The 22894-nt window shown below is 63.4% G+C and carries 20 protein-coding genes; 9 read left to right on the top strand and 11 right to left on the bottom strand.

Annotated features, from left to right (window positions below; translation table 11 throughout):
* Nucleotides 1-226 precede the first annotated feature (226 nt).
* Nucleotides 227-1996 (top strand): Ig-like domain-containing protein, encoded by a 1770-nt coding sequence (locus tag AC3WQS_RS06475; RefSeq protein ID WP_197941268.1) that lies wholly within the window; start codon nucleotides 227-229, stop codon nucleotides 1994-1996.
* Nucleotides 1997-2047: 51 nt separating this feature from the next.
* Complete coding sequence (locus tag AC3WQS_RS06470) at nucleotides 2048-3805, top strand: Ig-like domain-containing protein (RefSeq protein WP_019747591.1); 1758 nt, start codon at nucleotides 2048-2050, stop codon at nucleotides 3803-3805.
* A gap of 83 nt (nucleotides 3806-3888) precedes the next feature.
* Here AC3WQS_RS06470 and AC3WQS_RS06465 read toward each other — a convergent pair whose 3' ends face one another.
* The 3 genes from AC3WQS_RS06465 to guaB all read right to left on the bottom strand — a co-directional run bounded on the left by AC3WQS_RS06465 (nucleotide 3889) and on the right by guaB (nucleotide 8507).
* Nucleotides 3889-5643: a GMC oxidoreductase gene (locus tag AC3WQS_RS06465; protein WP_020906934.1), complete on the bottom strand. Its 1755-nt coding sequence runs from the start codon at nucleotides 5641-5643 to the stop codon at nucleotides 3889-3891.
* A gap of 173 nt (nucleotides 5644-5816) precedes the next feature.
* Complete coding sequence (locus tag AC3WQS_RS06460) at nucleotides 5817-6956, bottom strand: GuaB3 family IMP dehydrogenase-related protein (RefSeq protein WP_003940976.1); 1140 nt, start codon at nucleotides 6954-6956, stop codon at nucleotides 5817-5819.
* Nucleotides 6957-6983: 27 nt separating this feature from the next.
* Nucleotides 6984-8507: an IMP dehydrogenase gene (gene guaB, locus AC3WQS_RS06455; protein WP_020723641.1), complete on the bottom strand. Its 1524-nt coding sequence runs from the start codon at nucleotides 8505-8507 to the stop codon at nucleotides 6984-6986.
* Between the two features lie 243 nt (nucleotides 8508-8750).
* Here guaB and AC3WQS_RS06450 point away from each other — a divergent pair, with 243 nt between their 5' ends.
* Nucleotides 8751-9155 (top strand): DUF5319 domain-containing protein, encoded by a 405-nt coding sequence (locus tag AC3WQS_RS06450; protein ID WP_003940777.1) that lies wholly within the window; start codon nucleotides 8751-8753, stop codon nucleotides 9153-9155.
* Between the two features lie 102 nt (nucleotides 9156-9257).
* Here the strand turns inward: AC3WQS_RS06450 and AC3WQS_RS06445 are convergent, their stop codons facing one another.
* The 3 genes from AC3WQS_RS06445 to AC3WQS_RS06435 form a co-directional block, all read right to left on the bottom strand.
* Nucleotides 9258-10193: an anti-sigma-D factor RsdA gene (locus AC3WQS_RS06445; RefSeq protein WP_492712170.1), complete on the bottom strand. Its 936-nt coding sequence runs from the start codon at nucleotides 10191-10193 to the stop codon at nucleotides 9258-9260.
* Nucleotides 10177-10755: a sigma-70 family RNA polymerase sigma factor gene (locus AC3WQS_RS06440; protein ID WP_003940953.1), complete on the bottom strand. Its 579-nt coding sequence runs from the start codon at nucleotides 10753-10755 to the stop codon at nucleotides 10177-10179. Before AC3WQS_RS06440 ends, AC3WQS_RS06445 begins: the two co-directional genes overlap by 17 nt.
* Nucleotides 10756-10931: 176 nt before the next feature.
* Nucleotides 10932-11630, bottom strand: a complete 699-nt coding sequence (locus AC3WQS_RS06435; protein WP_046379846.1) for a hypothetical protein — start codon at nucleotides 11628-11630, stop codon at nucleotides 10932-10934.
* A 755-nt stretch (nucleotides 11631-12385) separates the two neighbouring features.
* Between AC3WQS_RS06435 and AC3WQS_RS06430 the strand changes: the two genes are divergently transcribed.
* From AC3WQS_RS06430 to AC3WQS_RS06415, 4 genes are all read left to right on the top strand, one after another.
* Nucleotides 12386-12682, top strand: a complete 297-nt coding sequence (locus AC3WQS_RS06430; RefSeq protein WP_003940939.1) for a WhiB family transcriptional regulator — start codon at nucleotides 12386-12388, stop codon at nucleotides 12680-12682.
* A 165-nt stretch (nucleotides 12683-12847) separates the two neighbouring features.
* Complete coding sequence (locus AC3WQS_RS06425; RefSeq protein WP_007728616.1) at nucleotides 12848-13513, top strand: fasciclin domain-containing protein; 666 nt, start codon at nucleotides 12848-12850, stop codon at nucleotides 13511-13513.
* Nucleotides 13514-13601: 88 nt separating this feature from the next.
* Entirely contained in the window at nucleotides 13602-14270 is a 669-nt protein-coding gene (locus AC3WQS_RS06420) for a sigma-70 family RNA polymerase sigma factor (protein WP_019747585.1), read from the top strand.
* A gap of 1 nt (nucleotide 14271) precedes the next feature.
* Complete coding sequence (locus AC3WQS_RS06415) at nucleotides 14272-15009, top strand: anti-sigma factor (protein ID WP_019747584.1); 738 nt, start codon at nucleotides 14272-14274, stop codon at nucleotides 15007-15009.
* Nucleotides 15010-15085: 76 nt separating this feature from the next.
* On the opposite strand, the gene groL is transcribed toward AC3WQS_RS06415, so the two are convergent.
* Together groL and groES are read right to left on the bottom strand one after the other, a co-directional pair.
* On the bottom strand, nucleotides 15086-16696 hold the full coding sequence (groL, locus tag AC3WQS_RS06410; RefSeq protein WP_019747583.1) for a chaperonin GroEL: 1611 nt from the start codon (nucleotides 16694-16696) through the stop codon (nucleotides 15086-15088).
* A gap of 86 nt (nucleotides 16697-16782) precedes the next feature.
* Entirely contained in the window at nucleotides 16783-17082 is a 300-nt protein-coding gene (gene groES, locus AC3WQS_RS06405) for a co-chaperone GroES (protein WP_003940763.1), read from the bottom strand.
* Between the two features lie 233 nt (nucleotides 17083-17315).
* Between groES and AC3WQS_RS06400 the strand changes: the two genes are divergently transcribed.
* Entirely contained in the window at nucleotides 17316-19031 is a 1716-nt protein-coding gene (locus AC3WQS_RS06400) for a TIGR03767 family metallophosphoesterase (RefSeq protein ID WP_492712171.1), read from the top strand.
* 19 nt (nucleotides 19032-19050) lie between these two features.
* Here the strand turns inward: AC3WQS_RS06400 and AC3WQS_RS06395 are convergent, their stop codons facing one another.
* Nucleotides 19051-19611, bottom strand: a complete 561-nt coding sequence (locus AC3WQS_RS06395) for a potassium channel family protein (protein WP_020906930.1) — start codon at nucleotides 19609-19611, stop codon at nucleotides 19051-19053.
* Nucleotides 19612-19772: 161 nt separating this feature from the next.
* Here AC3WQS_RS06395 and AC3WQS_RS06390 point away from each other — a divergent pair, with 161 nt between their 5' ends.
* Entirely contained in the window at nucleotides 19773-21359 is a 1587-nt protein-coding gene (locus AC3WQS_RS06390) for an Hsp70 family protein (RefSeq protein ID WP_019747580.1), read from the top strand.
* A 3-nt stretch (nucleotides 21360-21362) separates the two neighbouring features.
* On the opposite strand, the gene tsaD is transcribed toward AC3WQS_RS06390, so the two are convergent.
* Together tsaD and rimI are read right to left on the bottom strand one after the other, a co-directional pair.
* Complete coding sequence (tsaD, locus tag AC3WQS_RS06385) at nucleotides 21363-22400, bottom strand: tRNA (adenosine(37)-N6)-threonylcarbamoyltransferase complex transferase subunit TsaD (RefSeq protein ID WP_492712172.1); 1038 nt, start codon at nucleotides 22398-22400, stop codon at nucleotides 21363-21365.
* The gene (gene rimI, locus AC3WQS_RS06380; protein WP_020906927.1) at nucleotides 22397-22891 is read right to left on the bottom strand and encodes a ribosomal protein S18-alanine N-acetyltransferase; all 495 of its coding nucleotides are present in this window, start codon (nucleotides 22889-22891) and stop codon (nucleotides 22397-22399) included. The genes tsaD and rimI overlap by 4 nt, the downstream gene beginning before the upstream one ends.
* Nucleotides 22892-22894: the final 3 nt, after the last annotated feature.

Here is a 22894-nt window from a genome sequence, read left to right as displayed (position 1 = left end):
CGTCCAGGTCAACGATGCCCCAATCGTCAGCACCTTAGCTTCGGCAATCAAAATGGCGACATCATCGCAGGCCAGAGCCCGAAATGGACGGAGGTGAATTTTCTGGACGTTTGACCGATTCGCCTGAACCAAACGTCCAGTAAAGGTAATCTCGCCCGTCAAGTGATCAGGATCACGATCGCAAACGGCCGGCGCCGCCGAACGGCGCTCACCTCGAGGAGGACCTGTGCGTCGATTCATACGACGACTCGCCATACCTGTCGCGGCTGTGACGGCTGCCGCCGGACTTCTAGTCCTCGGCACGCCGGCCACTGCTGACGAAGCCCCGCCGACCACCTTCACCGGCACGACCGACAATCTGATCTTCACGAAGAGTGTCATCGGGAACGCGGCAGTTCACCCGGGTGACACCGTCACGTACAAGACCGAGATCAAGCACAACGAAAGCGGCATCGAACGGTCGATCGCAAAGATCCGTGACATCCCGCCCGCAGGATTCGTCCTCGTGCCGGGCAGCGCCAAGGCCACCTACCTGGGTGTGACCAACCGGGCGACGATCAGCAACGAATCAGATGGCGGAGTCTCAGCGAAGTGCTCGAGCGGCTGCACCTTCCTTGTCGGTGGATTCGTCGTCAAGAAGAACCAACCCGTCACGCTCGAAGCGACCTACACGGTCCCTGTCGGCACAGCGTTCGGGACGTACGACAGCGGCATGCTCTTCGACGTCAACGCCTTCAGCACGCAGCAGGGCCTCAACCCGATCAACGTCAACGTCCAGGTCGTCGACCCGTCTGTCGCCACCGGAACCACTCTGGTTGCACCGGCAACGGCGAAGGTCGGCACGCCGGTCGACCTGACCGCGACGGTTGCGCCGTCCGACGCGAGCGGCACCGTCCAGTTCAAGGACGGCGGCAGCAACATCGGCTCACCCGTCCCGGTCTCGGGCGGTAGCGCCACCCTCTCCCACACCTTCGACAGCGTCGGCGCCCACGACATCACCGCCGCGTACAACGCCGGTCCGGGATTCCACAGCTCGACCTCCGGAGTCCAGACCGTCGACGTCTCCGCGGACACCACCACCACGATCTCGGCTCCGAACGCCGCATTGGTCGGTGACAGCATCACCGTGAGCGCCGTCGTCACACCGGCGAACGCCGTGGGCACGGTGCAGTTCAAGGACGGCGACACCAACCTCGGCGCACCGGTGGCCGTGGTCGACGGAACGGCTTCCCTGACCCGTAGCTACGACGCCTCCGGCACGCACAGCTTCACCGCAGTGTTCACCGGCGAGGCCGGCTACGGCGATTCAGTGTCCACCGCAACCCAACTCGACGTCAGCGATCCCGACTGGGGAACCACCACCACCGTTGTCGAACCGCTCACAGCAGTCGTCGGTGAACCGACCAACCTCTCGGCCACCGTCTCCCCCATCCCGAGCAGCGGAACCGTGACGTTCAAGGTCGACGGCGCCGAGGTCGGTACCGCACCCGTCGGCACGGGTGACGGCGTCGCGATCCTCCCGCACACCTTCGCATCAGCCGGTGCCGCAGCCGTGGTTGCCGAGTTCTCCGGCGGAACCGGATTCATCGGCTCCACGTCCACATCGTTCACGGTGAACGTCACCGATCCCGAGCCCGCCCGCGCGGACACCACGACTGTCCTGACTGTCAGCGGCTCCGCTCAGGTCGGAAAGGCATTGCAACTCAAAGCCACCGTTGCACCCGGAACAGCAAACGGAATGATCCAGTTCAAGTCCGGCACGACGCCCATCGGCGCACCCGTTGCCGTCGTCAACGGCGTCGCGACGCTCACGCACACCTTCGACGACGAGGGAACATTCGGCCTCACTGCCAACTTCGTCGGCGACGCCGGCTGGAAGAACTCCGTCTCCGGCCCGACGGTCGTGCAGGTCGGCACCGCGCCGACCGACGGCGGCGGCACCGGAAGCGTGGACACCGGTTCACTCAGCGGCCTCATCCCGCTCTTCGGAAGCTAGTCCCCCACATCAGCTTTGGACACCACTCCCGTACCCAGCTCAGGAGAATCCATGTTCGTGTACTCCAGACGTCGCATCGCGGCGCCGATCGCCGCCACGGCACTCGCCAGTGGCGTCATCCTCGCGGGAATCCCCGCATCAGCGGCCCCGGTGACAACAACTTTCGGAACGAGTTGCCTCGCAACCCCGTCCGCCGTCGCCGGTCCGACCACGCAGTCCCAGTCCGGTTCGGTCATCGTCGACGCACCGGAGAGCGTCGGAGCGGGTGAGACCTTCGAGGTCACCATCCAACCCGGTCCCATCGCCTTCCCCGGATCGGCTTCGGGGGCGACCGTCCAGAACGTCTCCCGCATCAAGGTCGACGTCGACGTTCCCGCGAACGCCACCCTGGTGGAAGCCACCATCGTTCCCGGAACTTCGGCAGGGCTCAGCGGTGTCGCGCCGAACATCCTGCGTGTCAACGAGAACGGCAACGTCGATCCCAACGGAACGATTCTGCGTCTCTCCGGAAACAACCAGGTCATCGGCAACAGCCCCAGCTCGAGCATCAACTCCGAGGGCGGCATCGTCGTCAAGGCGACCGGCAAGAACGTCGACGGCTCCAACAATGCCGACGGCTACACCCAGTTCCAACTCCCCCAGGTCAAGGCAGTTCTCAAGGCCGGCGATTCAGGGGACGTCGCGATGAAGGTACGCACCGGCGGCAGCGCGGGAGCGTGGAACAACGATCGCAACTTCCTCACGTTCCTCCCCAAGGCCACCCTGGTCATCACCGCCTGGGCACCCACACGATGCACCCCGCGTGACGCCGAGAACGGTCCGCTCAACAGCGGCGCAGGCCCCCTCGCCACGACACGGATCATCGAGGCGGACAAGGCAACCACCACCACTGTCGTCGGACCGGCCAACGCCAAGAACGGAACTCCTGTCACTCTGTCGGCCAACGTGAGCGGCGGCGCAAACGGTGGAACCGTCCAGTTCTTCGACGGCGACAACCCCCTCGGCGACGCGGTGCCGGTCACCGGAGGGTCGGCAAGCATCTCCCCGACCTTCACCGAGGACGGACCGCACTCCATCACCGCGAGCTACAGCGGTGCACCCGGATTCCTGGCGTCGACGTCGGCGTCGGCCAAGATCGTGACCGTCACGACCGATGCGCCGCCTGACTCCGTGACCACTACCGCAACGGTTTCGCCGTCTACCGCGAAGGTCGGTCAGGACGTCAACCTCACCGCCAAGGTCGATCCGCAGGGCACCGGCGGCACCGTCGACTTCATCGTCGACGGCACCGAAACGCTGACTGCCACGGTCGGAACAGACGGAGTTGCCATCGCTCCGTACACCTTCACCTCGACAGGAACGCACAAGGTTGTCGCGAAGTTCACGGGTTCACCAGGATTCGCGCCGTCCGCTGCCCCGGCATTCCCGGTCAGTGTCACGACTCCGGCTCCCGCTGACGTCGAGACGTCCACGGTTCTCGACGCCGTCGGAACTGTTCAGAAGAACACCCCGGTGACACTCAAGGCAACGGTCGATCCGGCCGGTGCCACGGGCAAGGTCCAGTTCAAGGTCGGTGACACCCTCATCGGTGGACCGGTCGACGTGGTCAACGGTGTCGCAACGGTACCGGCCACCTTCTACAACTCCGGGACCTACAGTGTCACTGCCGAATTCGTGGGTGCTTCGGGCTACACGTCCTCGGCCTCCGCGCCGCAGACCCTGACCGTCCCCGGTGATACCGACGGCGGACCCGGTGGCGGAACCGGCAGCCTCGACCTCGGCACCCTCTTCGGGTCGCTGGGCGGCTGACAAGGTGGGCTGACGATCTGAAACTGCAAAAGGGGCGTGCCGTCGAATCCTCGACGACACGCCCCTTTTCGGTTCGCGGTGAACTATCCGGCAGCAGGCTCCGCCGGAACAGCCGTAGCCGTCTTGCCGCCGGTGATCTTCACGATCGGCAGAACCAGCGCTGCCGGAGCCGACGCCGGCACCACGGGCGACTTGGGTGCAATCGGAGCCAAACGCTCGTAGCCGCTGCCCTGGGCGGGACGCAGGTCCGTCTCCCCCTTGTTCGGCCACAGCGAGGCCGAGCGCTCGGCCTGAGCGGCGATGGTCAGCGACGGATTCACGCCGAGATTGGCCGAGACCGCTGCACCGTCGACGACGCTGAGCGTCGGGTAGCCGTACACGCGGTGGTACGGATCGATGACGCCGTGATCGGAATCCGACGCGATAGCGCAACCGCCCAGGAAGTGCGCGGTCAAAGGAACGTTGAAGATCTCGCCCCACGTGCCGCCTGCGACGCCGTCGATCTTCGCGGCAACTCGACGCGTCGCCTCGTTGCCCTCGGGAATCCACGTCGGATTCGGCTGACCGTGGCCCTGCTTGCTGGTGACCTTGCGTCGACCGAACAGGCCCTTCTTCGTGTACGTGGTGATCGAGTTGTCGAGGTTCTGCATGACCAACGCGATGATCGTGCGCTCGCTCCAGTCCTTGACAGTCAGCATGCGCAGCATCTGGTACGGGTTCTTCGCGACCACACCGAGGAACTTGATCCACCGCGGTGTCGAGCCACCGCCATCCGTCATCAAGGTCTGCAGCAGTCCCATCGCGTTGGAACCCTTGCCGTAGCGGACCGGCTCGATGTGGGTGTCACTGCTCGGGTGGAACGACGACGTGATCGCCACTCCGCGGGTCAGGTCGAGTGCGGGATCGACCTTGTACTTGCCTGCGCCGACGATGGATTCGGAGTTCGTTCGAGTCAGCTCGCCGAGCTTGTCGGAGAGCTTGGGCAGCGCTCCGGTGTCCTTCATGTCGAAGAGCAGATGCTGAGTGCCCCACGTTCCGGCCGCGAGAATCACGTTCGCAGCCGTGTAGGTGCGGCGGTTCTTGCGTCCGAATGCACCGGTTCGCTCGGTGAACACGTCCCACGAACCGTCGCGAGCCTCACGAAGTCCGGACACGGTGGTCATCGGAATGATCTCGGCGCCGGCTGTCTCGGCAAGGCCCAGGTAGTTCTTGAGGAGAGTGTTCTTCGCGCCGTGACGGCAGCCCGTCATGCACTCGCCGCACTCGATGCAACCGGTGCGCTCGGGTCCGACGCCGCCGAAGTACGGGTCCTTCGCCTTCTTGCCCGGCTCACCGAAGTAGACGCCGACGGGCGTCTGGATGAACGTGTCGCCGACGCCCATGTCGTCGGCGACCGACTTCATGATCTCGTCAGCGGGCGTCATGTGCGGATTCTGCACGACGCCGAGCATCTTCTGAGCCTGCTCGTAGTACGGGGTGAGCTCACTTCGCCAATCGGTGATGTGCGCCCACTGCTTGTCCTGGAAGAACGGCTCCGGTGGCTGGTACAGCGTGTTGGCGTAGTTCAACGACCCGCCGCCGACGCCTGCGCCCGCGAGGATGAGGCAGTCGCGCAGCAGATGCACGCGCTGAATGCCGAAGCAACCCAGCTTCGGAGCCCAGAGGAACTTCTTGAGATCCCAGCTGGTCTTCGCGAAATCTTCGTCGGCATACCGTCGGCCGGCTTCGATGACGCCGACCTTGTAGCCCTTCTCCACGAGACGAAGCGCGCTCACGCTTCCGCCGAACCCGGATCCGACGATCAGTACGTCGTAGTCCGTTGCCCGTTGCTTGCCCATCAGGACACCTCCACCGTGAACCGTAGTTACCCGCCAGTATGCACCTATCCCTTGTGACTACCACCACAAGGGGCCCCATAAGCGTAACCGCAAGTATCAGGAACGGAAGAAAGTCCTGCACAACGAACTGTGGCCCCGGTTCACGAAGAACCGGGGCCACAGAAAGGTACAAACTACGCGCGGACCGTCAGCCCGACCTTCTGAAACTCCTTGAGGTCGGAGTACCCGGCCTTGGCCATCGACCGACGAAGACCGCCGACGAAGTTCAGAGAACCGTACGGATCGTCCGAAGGACCGCTCAGGACCTGATCCAGGCTCGGACGCTCGCCGTAGGAAACCGGAAGAAGCGCTCCACGCGGAACCGAAGGATGAGCCGCAGCGGACGGCCAGTACCAGCCGCCACCCGGCGCCTCGGCGGACACGGCCAGCGGCGTGCCCAGAACGGCAGCGTCGGCACCGCAGGCGATGGCCTTCGCCAGATCACCCGAAGTTGCGATGTCACCGTCGGCGATGACGTGGACGTAGCGTCCACCCGTCTCGTCGAGGTAGTCGCGCCTGGCTGCTGCAGCGTCGGCAATGGCCGTGGCCATCGGAACGCCGATACCCAGGACCTCACCGGTGGTGGTTGCACCCTCGGTGGAGCCGTACCCGACGATGACACCGGCAGCGCCGGTACGCATCAGGTGCAGCGCGGTGCGGTGGTCACTGACCCCACCAGCGACAACCGGAACGTCGAGTTCCGAGATGAACGTCTTGAGGTTCAGCGGTTCCTGCTCGGTGTGCACGACGTGCTCGGCCGAGATGATCGTCCCGTGGACGACCAGCAGGTCGATTCCGGCCTTGATCAGCTCGGGCGTCAGTGCGCGCGCATTCTGCGGACTGACCCGAACGGCAGTGGTGACCCCCGAATCACGGACCTGCGCCACCGCAGCAGCCAGAAGACCCGCCTGCAGCGGTGCCGCGTGCAGCTCCTGCAAGTAGCGGATGGCTGCGTCGACGCCACCGTCCTTCTCGGCGATCTCGACGAGACGCCGGAGCTTCTCCTCGACGTCGGGGTGACGGCCCCACAGGCCTTCACCGTTGATGACACCGAGGCCGCCGCGCTTACCCAGCTCGATCGCGAAGGTCGGCGAGACCAACGCGTCGGTGGGATGTGCGAGGACTGGGATGTCGAACCTGTAAGCGTCGAGCTGCCAAGCAGTCGACACCTCCTTCGACGAACGGGTTCGCCGGGAGGGAACGATGTTCACATCGTCCAACTCGTAGGTACGTCGGGCCGTTCGACCCATGCCGATCTCAACGAGGTCGCGCACGCGCGCCCCTTTCTCGTGTACTGGTTGCTAACGAGCGGTGTAGTTGGGTGCTTCGACAGTCATCGTGATGTCGTGCGGATGGCTTTCCTTCAAACCGGCCGCCGTGATCTGGACGAACTGAGCGTTCTGCAGGTGCTCGATCGTCGCCGACCCCGTGTAACCCATGGCAGCGCGCAGACCACCGGTGAGCTGGTGCGTCACCTGGGAAAGCGGGCCACGGAACGGAACACGTCCTTCGATGCCTTCCGGAACCAACTTGTCCTCGGAAAGTACGTCGTCCTGGAAGTACCGGTCCTTGGAGTACGACTTGGCCTCGCCACGCGATTGCATCGCGCCGAGCGAACCCATTCCGCGGTAGCTCTTGAACTGCTTGCCGCCGACCAGGATCAGTTCTCCGGGCGATTCAGCGGTACCGGCCAGGAGCGAACCCAGCATGGCCGTCGACGCACCCGCGGCAAGAGCCTTCGCGATGTCACCGGAGAACTGGAGTCCACCGTCAGCGATGACGGGCACACCGAGAGGCTTGCACGCGGCAACCGCTTCCAGGATGGCCGTGACCTGAGGGGCACCGACGCCGGCGATGACGCGGGTGGTGCAGATGGAACCAGGGCCGACGCCGACCTTGACGGCATCGACACCGGCTTCGACCAGTGCCAGAGCACCCGCACGCGTAGCAACGTTGCCACCGATGATCTGAACCCGCTCACCCAGTTCACGCTTGAGCTTGGCGATCATGTCGAGAACGTTGGACGAATGCCCGTGCGCACTGTCCACCACGAGTACGTCCACACCGGCATCGGTGAGCGCCATCGCACGCTGGAAGGCGTCGTCGCCTGCACCGACTGCAGCGCCGACGAGCAGTCGACCGTCACGGTCCTTGGTGGCGTCCGGATGCTGCTCGGTCTTGACGAAGTCCTTGACCGTGATCAGACCGGTGAGCTTGCCGTTGCCGTCGACGATCGGCAGCTTCTCGATCTTGTGCCGACGAAGAAGGCCCAGTGCCACGTCTGCGGTGACGCCTTCCTGAGCGGTGATCAGCGGCATCTTGGTCATGATCTCGACGACCGGACGATTCTGGTCGACCTCGAAACGCATGTCACGGTTCGTGACGATGCCGACCAGCTGTCCGGCGTCGTCGGTGACCGGCAGACCCGAGATGCGGAAGCGAGCGCACTTCGCGTCGACCTCACCCATCGTGTCGGTCGGCTTACACGTGACGGGATCGGTCACCATGCCGGCCTCGGAGCGCTTGACGGTCTCGACCTGTCCTGCCTGAACCTCGACGGACGAGTTGCGGTGCAGAACACCCATGCCGCCGGCGCGTGCCATCGCAATTGCCATGCGCGACTCGGTGACGGTGTCCATCGCAGAACTGACCAACGGAATCCGCAGACGGATGTCGCGGGTCAGTTGACTGGACGTGTCGACCTGGCTCGGGATGACGTCGGACGCAGCAGGCAACAGCAGCACGTCGTCGTAAGTCAGTCCCAGCATCGCGACCTTGTTGGGGTCGTCTCCTCCGGTGTGTACATGTCCTGCAGAACTACTCATGCGGTCAGGACCCTCCATGGACCTAGATTCGCCCAGGGCGACCGCTGTAGCAGCCGCCTCGAAACGGATTACGAAAGCTGGATATCGGATAGAAGGCGCCTGCACGGAAAGAAATTCCTGGCACCTTTTCCCGGCGTTGCACACCATGGTATCGGCTCACTCAAAGGTCCGAACCATCCCACCCACGCTGCGGGTACGCGTAACAAGTGGCGCTGACCCCCCTGACCTGCGTACCGTGGTGCTGTGCGTGATCAACTGCCCCCCGGTCTGCCGCCAGATCCCTTCGCCGGCGACCCAGCTGACCCCTCCGCGGCACTCGATGCCATCGAGCCGGGTCAACCACTCGACCCCCACGAACGCCAAGCGGTCGAGGAGGATCTCGCTGACCTCGCCGTCTACGAGGCGCTCCTCGCTCACCGCGGCATCCGCGGTCTCGTAGTGTGCTGCGAAGACTGCCAACAAGATCACTACCACGACTGGGACATGCTGCGCGCAAACCTGCTGCAGCTCCTCGTGGACGGAACCGTCCGCCCCCACGAGCCTGCCTACGACCCGATGCCTGAGGCATATGTCACGTGGGACTACTGCCGTGGATACGCCGACGCGTCGATGAACGAGGCGATGCACGGCGACGGTTTCGACAGCTGAGCGAAACCCCACCAGGTTCATACGAAAGTGGGCGAAAAAGAACGGCTTGTTTGGCACGTTCTTCTTGAATTGGACCGCAACGATGCGATCAGAGCGGGAACCTCAGGGTGGGGGTGAAGAAGAATCACCCGACGGCGACGAGGCCGGGGCCAGTGACGTCGTTGTCGTGGTGGTCGTCGTGGTCGTGGTAGTCGTCGTGGGCGATGATGACGGTGTAGACGACGCCGCGCTTGGACCAGGCGCTTGCATGATTCCAGGGTCGGGCGTTGTCGTTGTGGTCACGCCGCCAGACAACTGAGGGTTGGCCGGATTGACTGAAGTCCCCGGAATCGCCGTGGGAGAGGTGGCAAGCGAGGTTTGCTGATCGGACGTCAACGGCGGTACTGCGGGTGACGTGGTCTCCTGGACCTGCGTCATCAACTTGCCCCAACGCTCGACGAGATCCGTCTTGTCCTGCGAGTCCTTGACCGCATCGGCACGGTGAGCTGCGTTGTCCAGCACCATCTTTGCCGCGGGAATGTCCCCGGCGGCCAACAGACGCTCGGCCTTTTCCAGCTCGGATGTCGTGTCGATCTTCGCGACCGTCGAGTTGGCCTCGTCGGCGAAGACGACCTGCTTGACGCCCCAGAGGGCATCGCCGGGCTGGGCGTCGTACGCCATCGCTGTGGCACCACCGAAGACCACTGCTGCAACAGCTGCTGCGGCGGCGATCGGGCGGACCACACGCAATCGGGAACGGGAACGTGAACGCTGACGATCGGAGAAGCCGGACGGCGTCGCTGTGATTGCAGCGATGACATCGTCCAACAACGGACCCTCGGGCATCGGAGTCGCAACGACATCGTCACGCCATTGCGAGAGAATCAACGCAAGTTCGTACTGTTCGGTGCTATCGGTTGCTACCGGCCCGCCACTCGAAATGGACTCGATCAGCGCATCGTCACGCCGAACCGCAGCCAAGTCCACTGGCGTACCGTCGTCGGCGAGATCACCGAGATTCGAAGCGTCACGCCCCTCGTCTCTAGCCAAAGCTCTCACCTGCTTTCGTTACTTCTTTTTTCAGTTTCGCGATCGCCCTGTGCTGAGCGACTCGTACAGCTCCGGCGGTACTACCGACGGCGACGGCCGTTTCCTCGGCCGACATCCCGACCACCAGGCGAAGTATCAAGATTTCTCGATGCTTCTCCGGAAGTGTGCCGAGAAGTTCATGCATCTGTCTGCTGGACTCCGAATCGAGTGCTCGCTGTTCGGGACCATCATCCAGTGCTATTACATCCGGTACTTCGGAAACGGGCTCCGACTTGTTACGGGCGGAACTTCTATGTGCGTCCGCAACCTTGTGCGCGGCAATTCCGTACACAAAGGCCATGAACGGGCGTCCCTGGTCTTGATAACGCGGCAGCGCGGTCATCACGGCCAGACACACTTCCTGCGCGACGTCGTCAGCGGACAGGTGTCCCCGCTCGGCCGCACCCACTCGACCGCGGCAGTAGCGCACCACCATCGGTCGGATGTTCTCCAGAACCAAAGCTAGAGCTGTACGGTCGCCCTGCGCAGCAGCGGCGACCGCGGTGTCCAACTCATCGCTCGTATTTGTCATCGTCAGCGAAAATCCTGGCGTTACAGTGGCACCTCCCGAGCGGGTGTGCTCCCGCTCTCAGCGGAACCCTCTAAGAGTAACCATCCGGACCGGCTGGTCTCCGCATGCCCGCCCAGCAGTCGCGATATCAAAACGGCCCTGTGGGAATCGTTCGCGAGAGACTTCGGGTGGATCGATTACGACAAAGGTAGGAGTGATCCACCGCGCATCGCAATCAGATCGCCGATCTCACGGGCACTCGGCGAGGTCCTCCCGCCGCTCACGCCCTCGATCAGCAGCGACGACGCCCAGGCCAGGGGCAGCAGGCCGTATTGCTGACACCGCGCAAGCACTTCCGCTGCCGACTCCACGGCAGCGCTTGGGTCTGTTCCGGTCAGCGCGGCGCTGCGCAGTAGATCCGACTTCACGCGGTGCCGGACGGACTCCGATTTCCCCGACAATTCGACGGCGCGTTCTGCGTGTCTGCGGGCGCGCGCGAAGTCACCTCCCGCCAGCGCCAGTTCCGCCGAGACCCATTCGATCCGAATTTCCTGCCGCCACAGCCCGCCCTCGCCGCCCAGACGGGTCCGACACTCCCCCAGCAGGCGCCAGCCGAGCGGGAGCCGGCCACAACCGAGGGCGTCCGCGGCCAGACCGGTCAGAGCGTCACAGGCAGCCTCAGGATCGACTGGCAGACCGCCGACGATCGCCAGTGCGCGCCCGTCCCACGTCGACGCGAGTGCATGACGTCCACTCTGGCGAAGAAACGACGCCCTCGTGCTGGCAGAGAGAGAGGCAAGAACTCGATCCGAGTGCGTCGAGGACCCCGTCGTGAGCCGATCGAGGACATCCAATGCTGCCCGCGCCCTGGCGTAGTGCCCCTGACCACCCAGAATTACTGCCGTTGTCCACCAATCCCGGGTAGAGCACGGCGCCGGGAGACGGTCAAGGTCCGGATCCGCACCGAATGCGGCGGATTCGAGAGTCCCGGGATGGCCAGGTGACTCAGTGAACGAAGGCGATTCAGGGGGCTCAGGTGTCGACACAGGTAGATCATCGCAGCAGCGCCAACAGACAAGCGCCTGACCGATGCCGTTTGCCGCACGGGAAGACGAAAAGGCAAGTTTGTCGGAGTTAATCAGATATTCAACTGAGATTTGCCGAATGTACTCGTAATGATATTTAACGGGCATATATCCGTGACGTTAACTGCGCATTACTTATTGGACAGATGTCCTAGTTGAAACTTGGGCACTAAGTCCCGAAATGGAGTACGGCCCTGCCCGCGCAATATCGGACAAATGACGCAAACCGAGCCGGCGGGCTGAGTGTTTTCGCCGGGCGATCAGCAGCAAACATATCCCTGATCTGTGGGTTTCGCATCTCGAGCAGCCAGGCTTGCCTGCCACCACCTCGATCGACCCGATTTCAACATCGGCGCAGCACAACGCATGAGAGACCCGAAATGTAAATATATACTTCGTTAACTCTCGCATTTCGATATATGCCGATCGCCACTGAACGAGCCTATTGACGCGATTTACTCAGCACCCTTACGGTTAGCAAGCGTGAACGATTCAGAAGGCCCGGATAACCTCCGGGCAACTTGGTCCGCTCGTTGATCAACGCGAGCTTGCAGTAAGGAGTCAACATGCCTGCACCGAATCACCTTCCAGGCCCCAACGCAGACATCTGGGACTGGCAGATGCACGGTCTGTGCCGCGGAGTCGACTCCTCCATGTTCTTCCATCCCGATGGCGAACGCGGTAGAGCACGTGCCCAGCGCGAAACCCGCGCAAAAGAGATGTGCCGTCAGTGCCCGGTACTGATGCAGTGCCGCAGCCACGCGCTGACCGTCGCCGAGCCGTACGGCATCTGGGGAGGAATGTCGGAAACCGAACGTGAACTACATGCGCGCCACCGTCGCACCACCCGCATAGCTTCCTGATACACGTAGGTCGAGTGCACAAGGCCCCCGAGAGTTTTCGGGGGCTTTTGCTTGTGTACACCAGCTCCTGAAAAGAATTTCCGACTCCGACCCATCCTGTCGACAACCGACTCCGAATGCCTTCTGACAGTGCACCTCAGCACATCCCTTCAGGAAGGCAGACCCATGAACACCTCTACTCGAGTTCTGGCAGTCACCGCAGCAGCCTCTTTCGCCGTCTTCGGCGTCGTCGGTTGCTCCTCCGACGACAACGATTCGTCGACCGACACGTCCAGCGCCGCCATGACGTCTTCTGCCATGGGATCGAGCATGTCTCCCAGCAGCGCGATGGCGGAGCCTGCTTCTGATCTGGTCGGTGCCGGTTGTGCCGACTATGCAGCCGCAGTGCCGAGCGGCGCCGGATCGGTCAGCGGAATGGCCCAGGATCCGGTTGCCACAGCGGCATCCAACAATCCGTTGCTCACCACCTTGACCGCGGCAGTCTCCGGACAGCTCAACCCGGACGTCAACCTGGTCGACACTCTCAACGGCGGCGAGTTCACCGTCTTCGCACCGATCGACTCGGCATTCGCCAAGATCGACCCCGCGACGATCGACAGCCTCAAGACGGACAGCGCCACGCTGACCAAGATCCTCACCTACCACGTGGTTCCCGGCCAGATCGCTCCTGACGCGATCGACGGAACGCACCCCACCGCAGAGGGCGGAACGGTCACCGTCACCGGATCCGGTGACAACATCAAGGTCAACGACGCAACTGTCGTCTGCGGTGGAGTCAAGACCGCAAACGCCACCGTCTACCTCATCGATTCGGTGCTGATGCCGCAGTAGCCCCCACCTGCTGTGCGCCTTTATTAACCCCCCGCGGTTAATAAAGGCGCACAGCGGCCAACGGCGGGCCGAGAGAAAAGAACCGGACATGCACGCTACGGTTGTACGCGATGAAGCGAGACAACTCTTCGTGAGCGAGCCAGACCATGCGTCGGATGCGGCCGACGCATGCCCGACGGACAATTCTGCGGCCCGCACCGCGCGAATCGTGGAATCACGCGAGCTGGCAGTGATCCTCGCGAACGTGGCCGGTGGCGACCAGAGCGCCTTTGCCGAGTTCTACGACCGAACCAGCTCCCGTGTCTACGGCATGGTTCTCCGTGTACTCCGTGATCCAGGCTTCTCCGAGGAAGCGGTCCAAGAGGTCTACCTCCAAGCCTGGAAATCGGCCGACAGCTTCGATCCTGCCAAGGGGTCCGCACTCTCCTGGCTTCTGACGCTTGCCCACCGCCGCGCGGTGGATCGCGTGCGCTCCGAACAGTCGAGTTCGGATCGACAGGCTCTCTACGACACCACCAATGCCACTCCCGAGTTCGACGTCGTCAGCGACGAAGTGACACGAAGAGACGAGCATCGTGCTGTCACCGACTGTCTCGAAACGCTGACGGACACTCAGCGCCAATCGGTGACTCTCGCCTATTACGGCGGCCGAACGTACCGCGAGGTGGCCGAAGATCTCGGCGTGGCGATTCCCACGATCAAGTCGCGAATTCGCGACGGACTACTGCGCCTACGTGGATGTTTGGGGGTGATGTGAGATGGACGAAGAGCTGATCGACTACGCGTACGCCTACGCGATCGATGCGTTGGACCTCGACGAGCGCCGTGAGGTCGACAGACGACTTGCCGCTTCGGACTCCGCGACCCGCGCCGAATTCGACGCCCAGGTCCGACTCACCTCCGAAACCATGGCCGCGATGACCGTCGTCGACGCCGTCGAGCCCCCGCCGTCACTGCGCAGCAGCGTCCTCGCCTCGATCGCAGAACAGACCGCGGCTCCCAACGCCCCGGTTTCGCTGGCCGAGCGTCGTAACCGTCGACGCCCGTGGACCATGGCACTTGCGGCGGCCGCCGCAGTCGCAATCCTGGTCGGCGGCATCGGAATCGGACGCACGCTGTCCGACAACACGCCGCCGCAGAACCCCGCATCCGAAATCATGGCAGCACCCGACGTTCATGCCACGACGCGTGACATTCCGGGCGGCGGTAGTGCCACGACGCTGTTCTCGCCCTCCGAAGACGCCGCAGTCCTCGTGATGAACGATGTGACTCCCCCGAGTCCGGATACCGTCTACCAGATGTGGCTGGTGCCGGGCGACACCGACGACACCACGATGATCCCGATGGGGACGATGGCTCCGAGCGACGTCAAACCCACTACCCAGGTGGTGCTCGACGGCATCGGCCCGAACACGAAGTTGGCGTTCACGGTCGAACCGCCCGGCGGATCGCAGCAGCCCACCAGCGAGCCGTTCGCAACGATACCGCTCATCTGATCCCCAGACGAAAGAAGAGATCCCCCACCGGAATCCGGTGGGGGATCTCTTCTTTGTCGAAACTACGAGCAGCGAGCTAGTGGCTGTGACCGTGTCCGGTGTCGGCAACTGCCTCGGTCGGCTTCTCGACGACAGCGCTCTCGGTCGTGAGGATCATGCGCGCGACGGAAGCGGCGTTGACCACTGCCGAGCGAGTGACCTTGACCGGGTCGACGACGCCGTCGGCAAGCAGGTTGCCGTAGGTGAGGGTGGCAGCGTTGAAGCCTTCGCCCTTGGTCATCTCGGCGACCTTGCTGACAACGACGGATCCGTCGATGCCTGCGTTGCTGGAGATCCAGAACAACGGAGCGTTGAGGGCTTCACGGACCACGGCAACGCCGGTGGCCTCGTCACCCGACAGGCCGAGGTTCCCGATCAGAGCCGTACCGGCCTGAACGAGAGCCGATCCGCCACCGGGGACGATGCCCTCGGCAACTGCTGCCTTGGCTGCGTTGACCGCATCCTCGACGCGGAACTTGCGTTCCTTGAGATCGGTTTCGGTGGCTGCGCCGACCTTGATGACGGCCACGCCGCCGGACAGCTTCGCCAGACGCTCTTCGAGCTTCTCGCGGTCCCAATCCGAATCGGTGTTCTCGATCTCGCGACGCAACTGCGCGACGCGGGTCGCGATGTCGTCAGCGGTGCCGGCACCGTCGACGATGACCGTCTCGTCCTTGGTGACGACAACGCGGCGAGCGCTGCCGAGCAGGTCGAGGCCGGCTTCCTTCAGGGAGAGGCCGACGTCGGTGTTGATGACGGTGCCTGCCGTGACGACTGCGAGGTCGTCGAGGAATGCCTTGCGACGATCACCGAAGAACGGCGCCTTGACGGCGACGGCCTTGATGGTCTTGCGGATGGAGTTGACCACCAGGGTGGAGAGAACTTCACCCTCGACGTCCTCGGCGATGATCAAGAGCGGCTTGCCGGATTCGGCAACCTTCTCGAGCAGCGGCAGGAAGTCGGGAAGTGAGCTGATCTTCTCGCGGAAGAGCAGGATCAACGCATCTTCGTAGACGGCCTTCTGCGCATCGATGTCGGTGACGAAGTAGGGCGAGAGGTAGCCCTTGTCGAACTGAACGCCTTCGGTGACAACGAGTTCGGTTGCAACGGTGGAGGATTCCTCGACCGTCACGACGCCGTCGGTTCCGACACGGGTGAGTGCCTCGCCGACGAGCTTGCCGATCTCTTCGTCACGCGAGGAGACGGTGGCGACCTGGGCGATCGACTTCTCGCCCTCGACCGGGGTGGCCGCGGCGAGCAGTTCCTCGACGACCTTGTCGGCTGCGGCGTTGATGCCGACGCCGAGCGCCATCGGGTTCGCGCCCGCTGCGATGTTCTTGAGTCCGCCGCGGACGATGGCCTGGGCCAGAACGGTCGCGGTGGTGGTGCCGTCGCCGGCAACATCGTTGGTCTTGGTGGCGACGCTCTTGACGAGCTGTGCGCCGAGGTTCTCGAAGGGATCTTCGAGCTCGATCTCACGGGCGATGCTCACACCGTCGTTGGTGACGGTGGGGCCGCCGAATGCCTTGGCGAGCACGACGTGGCGTCCACGCGGGCCCAAGGTCACCTTGACGGCGTCGGCAAGCTTGTCGACTCCGGCTTCGAGAGCGCGGCGTGCGGTCTCGTTGAACGCAATTTGCTTGGACATCTGTTCTGTCAGCTCCTGAATCTTCGGGGCGTGAACGCATTCCGCCCCGGGATCCTGTGTGGACTCCGGGGCGGATCACGTGTGTCTTACTTGGAGACGACAGCCAGCACGTCGCGTGCCGACAGGATCAGGTATTCCTGGCCGGCGTACTTGATCTCGGTTCCGCCGTACTTGGAGTAGATGACCGTGTCACCCTCCTTGACGTCGACCGGGATGCGGTTGCCCTGCTCGTTGACGCGGCCTTCGCCGACTGCAACGACGGTGCCCTCCTGGGGCTTTTCCTTGGCTGTGTCAGGAATGACCAGGCCGGAAGCCGTCGTCGTTTCAGCCTCGTTGGCCTGGACGAGGATCTTGTCCTCGAGCGGCTTGATGTTGACGCTCGCCACGATGAGCCCTCCACTTTGGGGTATGTGCGTCCGAGGCGATCCTCGGACAGCTGTTTGGGTATGCCGTTTACGGCGCGTCACTGCAGTCCCGTCGTCGCGGGTGCCGGAACTCGATCAGCGCCAATTGGCACTCTATACGTGAGAGTGCCAACCCTCAAGGACTGGGCGCATTTTTCTCTTCGTCCAGAGCGAAACAGGACAGCCGTCCACCACGTTCACCTATTGTTCACTTCGTGACGAACATCAATCGCCGTAGTTTTCTGACCTTCGCCGGACTCGGCGCCGTCGGCGCGGTCAGCCTTGGCAAGCCGTGGGGCCTGCAATACGCAGGCGCGTCGACCATTCCGACGTCAGGTCCCGGCACCACTCTCGAGTCCGTGTCCACGCCCGTCAGCAGCAGCGGCTACACCAGGCTCACCGCCGGTCCCGGTTGGGCGAACATCGTGCGCAGCGAGTTGGCCGAGCCGAAGTCAGGACGCGAGGACCGACGCACCGCGCTCGCCTCACTCGTGCAGTTGACCGACGTCCACATCGTCGACGCCCAGTCCCCCATGCGCTTCGAATACGTCCATCAGATCACCGGCTCGGCGTTCCGCCCCCAGGAGACCTTGACGGCGCACGGGTTGATTTCGCTTGTCCGACGCGTCAATTCGATCGGGAGCGGCCCGCACACCTCGCGCCCCTTCGATGCCGTGGTCACCACCGGCGACAACACGGACAACAAGGAATTCGCCGAACTCGACTGGTTCCTCACCTCACTCAACGGCGGAACCGTCGTCGCCAACACCGGCGCCAAGGACCGCTACGAGGGTGTGCAGAACTCGGGTGCCGATCTGTACTGGAACCCTGAATCGCCGATGCTCGACATGTACAAGAAGGCCGGCTTCCCGGAGATTCCGGACTTCTTCGGGGCCGCGTTCACTCCCGTGTCGAGCCCCGGCCTGAACACCCCTTGGTACTGCGTGTTCGGCAACCACGACGATTCGGTGTCCGGCACGGTGCCCAGCGGCATCCCACCGCTCGAAGCGATGTACACGGGATCTCTCAAATTCGAGGTGCCCGGTTCACCGGAGCAGGCCAAGCAGATCGACATCGCCACCAAGTTCGATCCCAGTGCGATTCCCGGAATCCTGTCCGCCTTCACGACGCCGCCGCGCCAGGTCACCCCCGACCCGTCGCGCGCACCGTTCACACCCCGGCAGTTCATCGCCGCACACCTTGATCCCGCGCACACCGGCCCCGGCCCTGTCGGGCACGGTTTCGCCCCCGACGCCGGCGAAACCGGTATCGGCTACTACTCGTTCCAGATCGCACCGGGCGTCGTCGGCATCAGCATGGACTCCACCAACCGCGCAGGCCTTGTCGACGGTTCGCTGGGCGCCGCTCAGTTCCAGTGGATCGAGAACACCCTGCGCGCCGGCAGCAGCACCTACTACGACGCCGCGGGCTCTCGCGTCACCGAGTCGCGCAGTGACACCTATTTCGTGCTGTTCAGTCACCACACGAGCGACACGATGGACAATCTCATTCCCGACCCCGAGAACGTCCTCGAGCCGCGCCTGCGCGGTTCACAGCTTCTGGAGTTGCTGCATCGTTTCCCGAACGTACTTGCCTGGGTGAACGGACACACCCACGAGAACAAGATCACCCCGTGGCCCGGCGCGACCCCCGAGCAGGGCTTCTGGGAGATCAACACCGCCTCTCACATCGACTACCCACAGCTCGGGCGCATCATCGAGATCGCGGACAATCACGACGGAACGGTGTCGTTGCTTGCGACGCTCTTCGAAGCGGAAAGTCCCAATTCAGTCGAGTACAGCGACAAGTCGGCAGCCGGGCTCGCCTCGCTGTACCGCGAACTGTCGTTCAACGACATCCACCGCGACCCGAAGTTGACGGGTACCTGCGTCGACCAGAACGTCGAATTGTTGGTCCACACCGGACGATGACTCCGATTGCCGCAGTGTCCTAGGTGATTTCAGGTCCGCTCGAAGGCGAGCGGTGCGCTTTCGCCCACGACACTGCGGCAACCACGAATCGAACGCCGAATCCGATCAACACCAGATTGCAGACGATCTGAAGGCTCACGAGTCCCCTGGCAAGGTCCGTCTGTGCAGCGATGTCGCCGAAGCCGACGGTCGAGAACACCGACAGCGAAAAATACAGGGCCGCCATACGCGACAGCGGTTCGGTGAAACTGCCGGCACTCGCATGCTCGACCGAAAAATAGGTGATGGACACCAACAGCAAGTAGGTCGGCATCACGACCGCCACTGCTTCGACCGCCTGTAGAGAAGGCACATCGGAACGCAGAATTCGACGCACCTGCCAGGTCGTCACGGCAAGCACCGCTGCCCCTCCACCGATCAAGAGGAAAATCGCACCCACTGTGTGGACATCGATCCACGGCAGGAAGAAGTACGCACATCCGAAGGCGATCATCGTCAGCGTGGGTCGAAGCACCGCACCCCGGATCAGCGCGCGTCGTCGATCCCGGTCGATGTGGGGAGAATCGCCTTTTTTCCGCATGAATCAATGATCGACAATTTCGCAGGTAAAACCACCCTTTCGGTCCGAAAAGGGTGTCATGGAGACAAAAAGCACTGAGCAATCCTCACGAACCTTCTGTAACGTTCATATAACGGCGGTCGATTGAACATTGACCGGTATTGACTGTGAGGAGGTGCGCGATGAGTTGTTCACTGGGAATTTCCACTGGATCTTCCGGTGTCTATTCAGCACTCGTCGACACCGATACCAGCACAAACGCGCCAGGAGCGGTGCCTGCCGAGACTCGCTTCGTCTCGGCGGATCAGGCCAATTCCAACGTCGGTGACCTCGTCCGGGCGTCCATCAAGCTGATGACGACGCAGGTAACGGACGGATCTGAAGCGCCGCGCTCGATCGGTGTCAGCTATCGCACGGACGACCAGCTCGCGAGCATCAGGTCATCTCTCTCGCGCTCGCCGAAGCAGGTCCGTGCCATCCCCGAACCTGCCGCCGTACACGCGTATCTCGCCGAGACCGGGAAAACCGAGCGGTACGACACGACAGCTCAGGTGGACGTCGGCGATCAGGGTCTGACGGTGTCCGTCGTCGATCACACCGGTGAAGTTCTGCATTCCGACCGTATCGACGCCCTCGCGGGGGCCGGAATCGACCGGGCATTGGTCGACTTCGTGACGGAGAAGGCGCCAGGGCACCTGCGCCGGTACACCGACGCGGAGCTTCTTGCTGCCCGGTGCCACGTCGCGAAAGAGCAACTGTCCACCGCCGCCAAGGTGACCATCGACCTTCCCGTCGACGCAATGGCGATCACGCGCGACGAGTTCGAAGCCATCATCGCCCCGGATATCGAGCGCGCCGTCACCTTCATCCGTGAAGTCGTGAACGGCTCACCGCGGCCGGTCGGTGCCGTTGTGCTCATCGGCGGTGGCGCACACATTCCGGCCGTGCGGTCCGCCGTCGCCGCTGCCGTCGACCTCCCATTGGTCGAGATCGTCGAGCCCGAGACTGCGGCAACCAAAGGTGCTGCACTCCTGGCAGATTCGATCACCGCAATTCGTTTCCCCTTGCTGGGCTCCGGAAGTGACCAGCGCTCGGGATCCACCGCCAAGGTCTCGGGCGCTTTGATCGGTGCGCTCGTGGTCGGCGGACTGGTACTCGGTTACGGCGCAAAGGAATTGGTGCCGACCGACGACACCGCGGTCTCTCCTGTCGGAACCGGTTCGACCACGACGACGGTGAGCCCCGAAGCGACGCCGAGCACCGGATCGACGATCATCCCCTCGCATGATCCTCTGCCTTCGGTAGTGGGCAGCACTTTCCCGCAGTACGGCTATCCCACAACGCCGTTCGACTCACAGCCGTTCGACACGCACTCGTACACAACGCATCAGTACACGCTTCCGCCGGCGCCGATACCGGACACGTCGACGACAACCACACCGCCGACGACGACCACGACCACCCCGAATTGGCCGACCATCCCCGGAATCACGCTGCCCGATCCACCGGCGTGGTGGCCGACGCTTCCGGACACCGAGGCGACGCCCCCGGTCGATCCGACCGAGGCAAACCCCGGCGGCGGTCTCGGCCCGGGTGAGAGCGGCGGCGAAAACCCGACGACGCCGGAAAATCCTGGATCCGGTTCTACCGAAACCGAACTCACCACCCCCGGTGGTGATCCGACGACAAAACCCGGTGAACCGAATACCTCGACGCCCGAACCCGGCCCCGCGACCACACCGGATCGGGAACCGGTCCCAGTCGGTTGATTCTCAGCGCATCAACTGGCTGACCGAGACCGACAGCCCCGGGTCCGTGGCAACACTCAATTCCGAAGGGCCTGCACCGTTTCCGATCAGGTGGGCAGCCAACGAAGCGATCATCACGCCGTTGTCCGTGCACAGTCGAGGTTTCGGAATGCGCAACGTGATGCCGGCTTCGGCGCAGCGCTGCTCGGCGAGTGAACGGATACGTGAATTGGCCGTGGCGCCGCCGCCGAGAACCAACGTGTCGACCCCGACGTCCTCGGCTGCACGCACTGCCTTCATCGTCAGGACGTCGGCAACCGCTTCCTGGAACGAGGCAGCGATGTCCGGGATCGAAAAGGTCTCGCCTGCGCGCTCTTTCGATTCGACATAGCGGGCGACGGACGTCTTGAGCCCCGAGAACGAGAAGTCGTGCCGCGAATCGCGCGGGCCGGTCATCCCGCGGGGGAAGGCTATTGCGTTCCGATCTCCCTCTTGCGCAGCAGCATCGAGTGCCGGTCCGCCGGGAAAGCCGAGCCCGAGCAGTCTGGCCACCTTGTCGAAGGCCTCACCGGCGGCATCGTCGACAGTCGTGCCCAGTTCGACAATGGGCTTGCCCAGATCTTCGACGTGAAGCAGGTGCGTGTGACCACCGGAGACCAGCAGTGCAACGCACGAGGGCAACGGACCGTGCTCGAGAGTGTCAACCGAGACGTGACCGCCGAGATGATTGACCGCATAGAACGGGATGTTCCACGCTGCGGCATAGGCTTTCGCGGCGGCGACACCGACCAGCAGCGCGCCGGCCAGGCCGGGTCCGATGGTGACGGCAAGTGCGTCGGGCTTCTCGATACCGGCGGCAGCAAGGGCACGGCGCATCGTCGGCACTATCGCCTCGAGGTGAGCCCGCGAGGCTACTTCGGGAACCACTCCCCCGTACCTGGCGTGCTGATCCACGCTCGATGCCACCTCGTCGGCCAACAGGTCGCAGGTTCCGTCACCGTTCCAGCGAACGATACCGACACCTGTTTCGTCGCAAGAGCTTTCGACACCCATGACGATCATGCTTGCTGCTCCTCAATTTCGCGGACACCGAGCACGGCGGGCCGTCTCATCGTGTACGCATCTGCCCCACTGGGCTGGTAGTACTTCTTTCGTGTTCCGACGATCTCGAATCCTTCGCGCCGGTACAGCGCGATTGCAGGGTCGTTGTCGGTGCGCACTTCCAGGAACACCGGACACTGCCGTGAATCCGCCAGGGTCAGAAGCGCATCGAGCAACGCGCCGCCGATTCCCAGTCGCTGAGCCGAGGGATCGGTACCGATGGTGTGAACCTCGGCCTCCATGTTCGGCGACGCGCCCAACAACGCGACTCCGGCGTAGCCGAGGACGTGACCGTCGGGTTCCCTGGCAACGAAGTAATGATTATGTGCGCCCGCAAGTTCCGAGACAAACGCTTGCGCGCTCCAGGGTCCGTCGCCCGCGAACAACGCGCGCTCCAACTCCCCGCACCGTTCGGCGTCATCGACGTTCATCGGCTCGATGCTGTACTTCATCTG

Source organism: Rhodococcus sp. FW305-130 (assembly GCF_058788335.1).
Note: the sequence above shows the minus strand (reverse complement) of the source record. Positions and strands in the feature narration are given on the sequence as shown.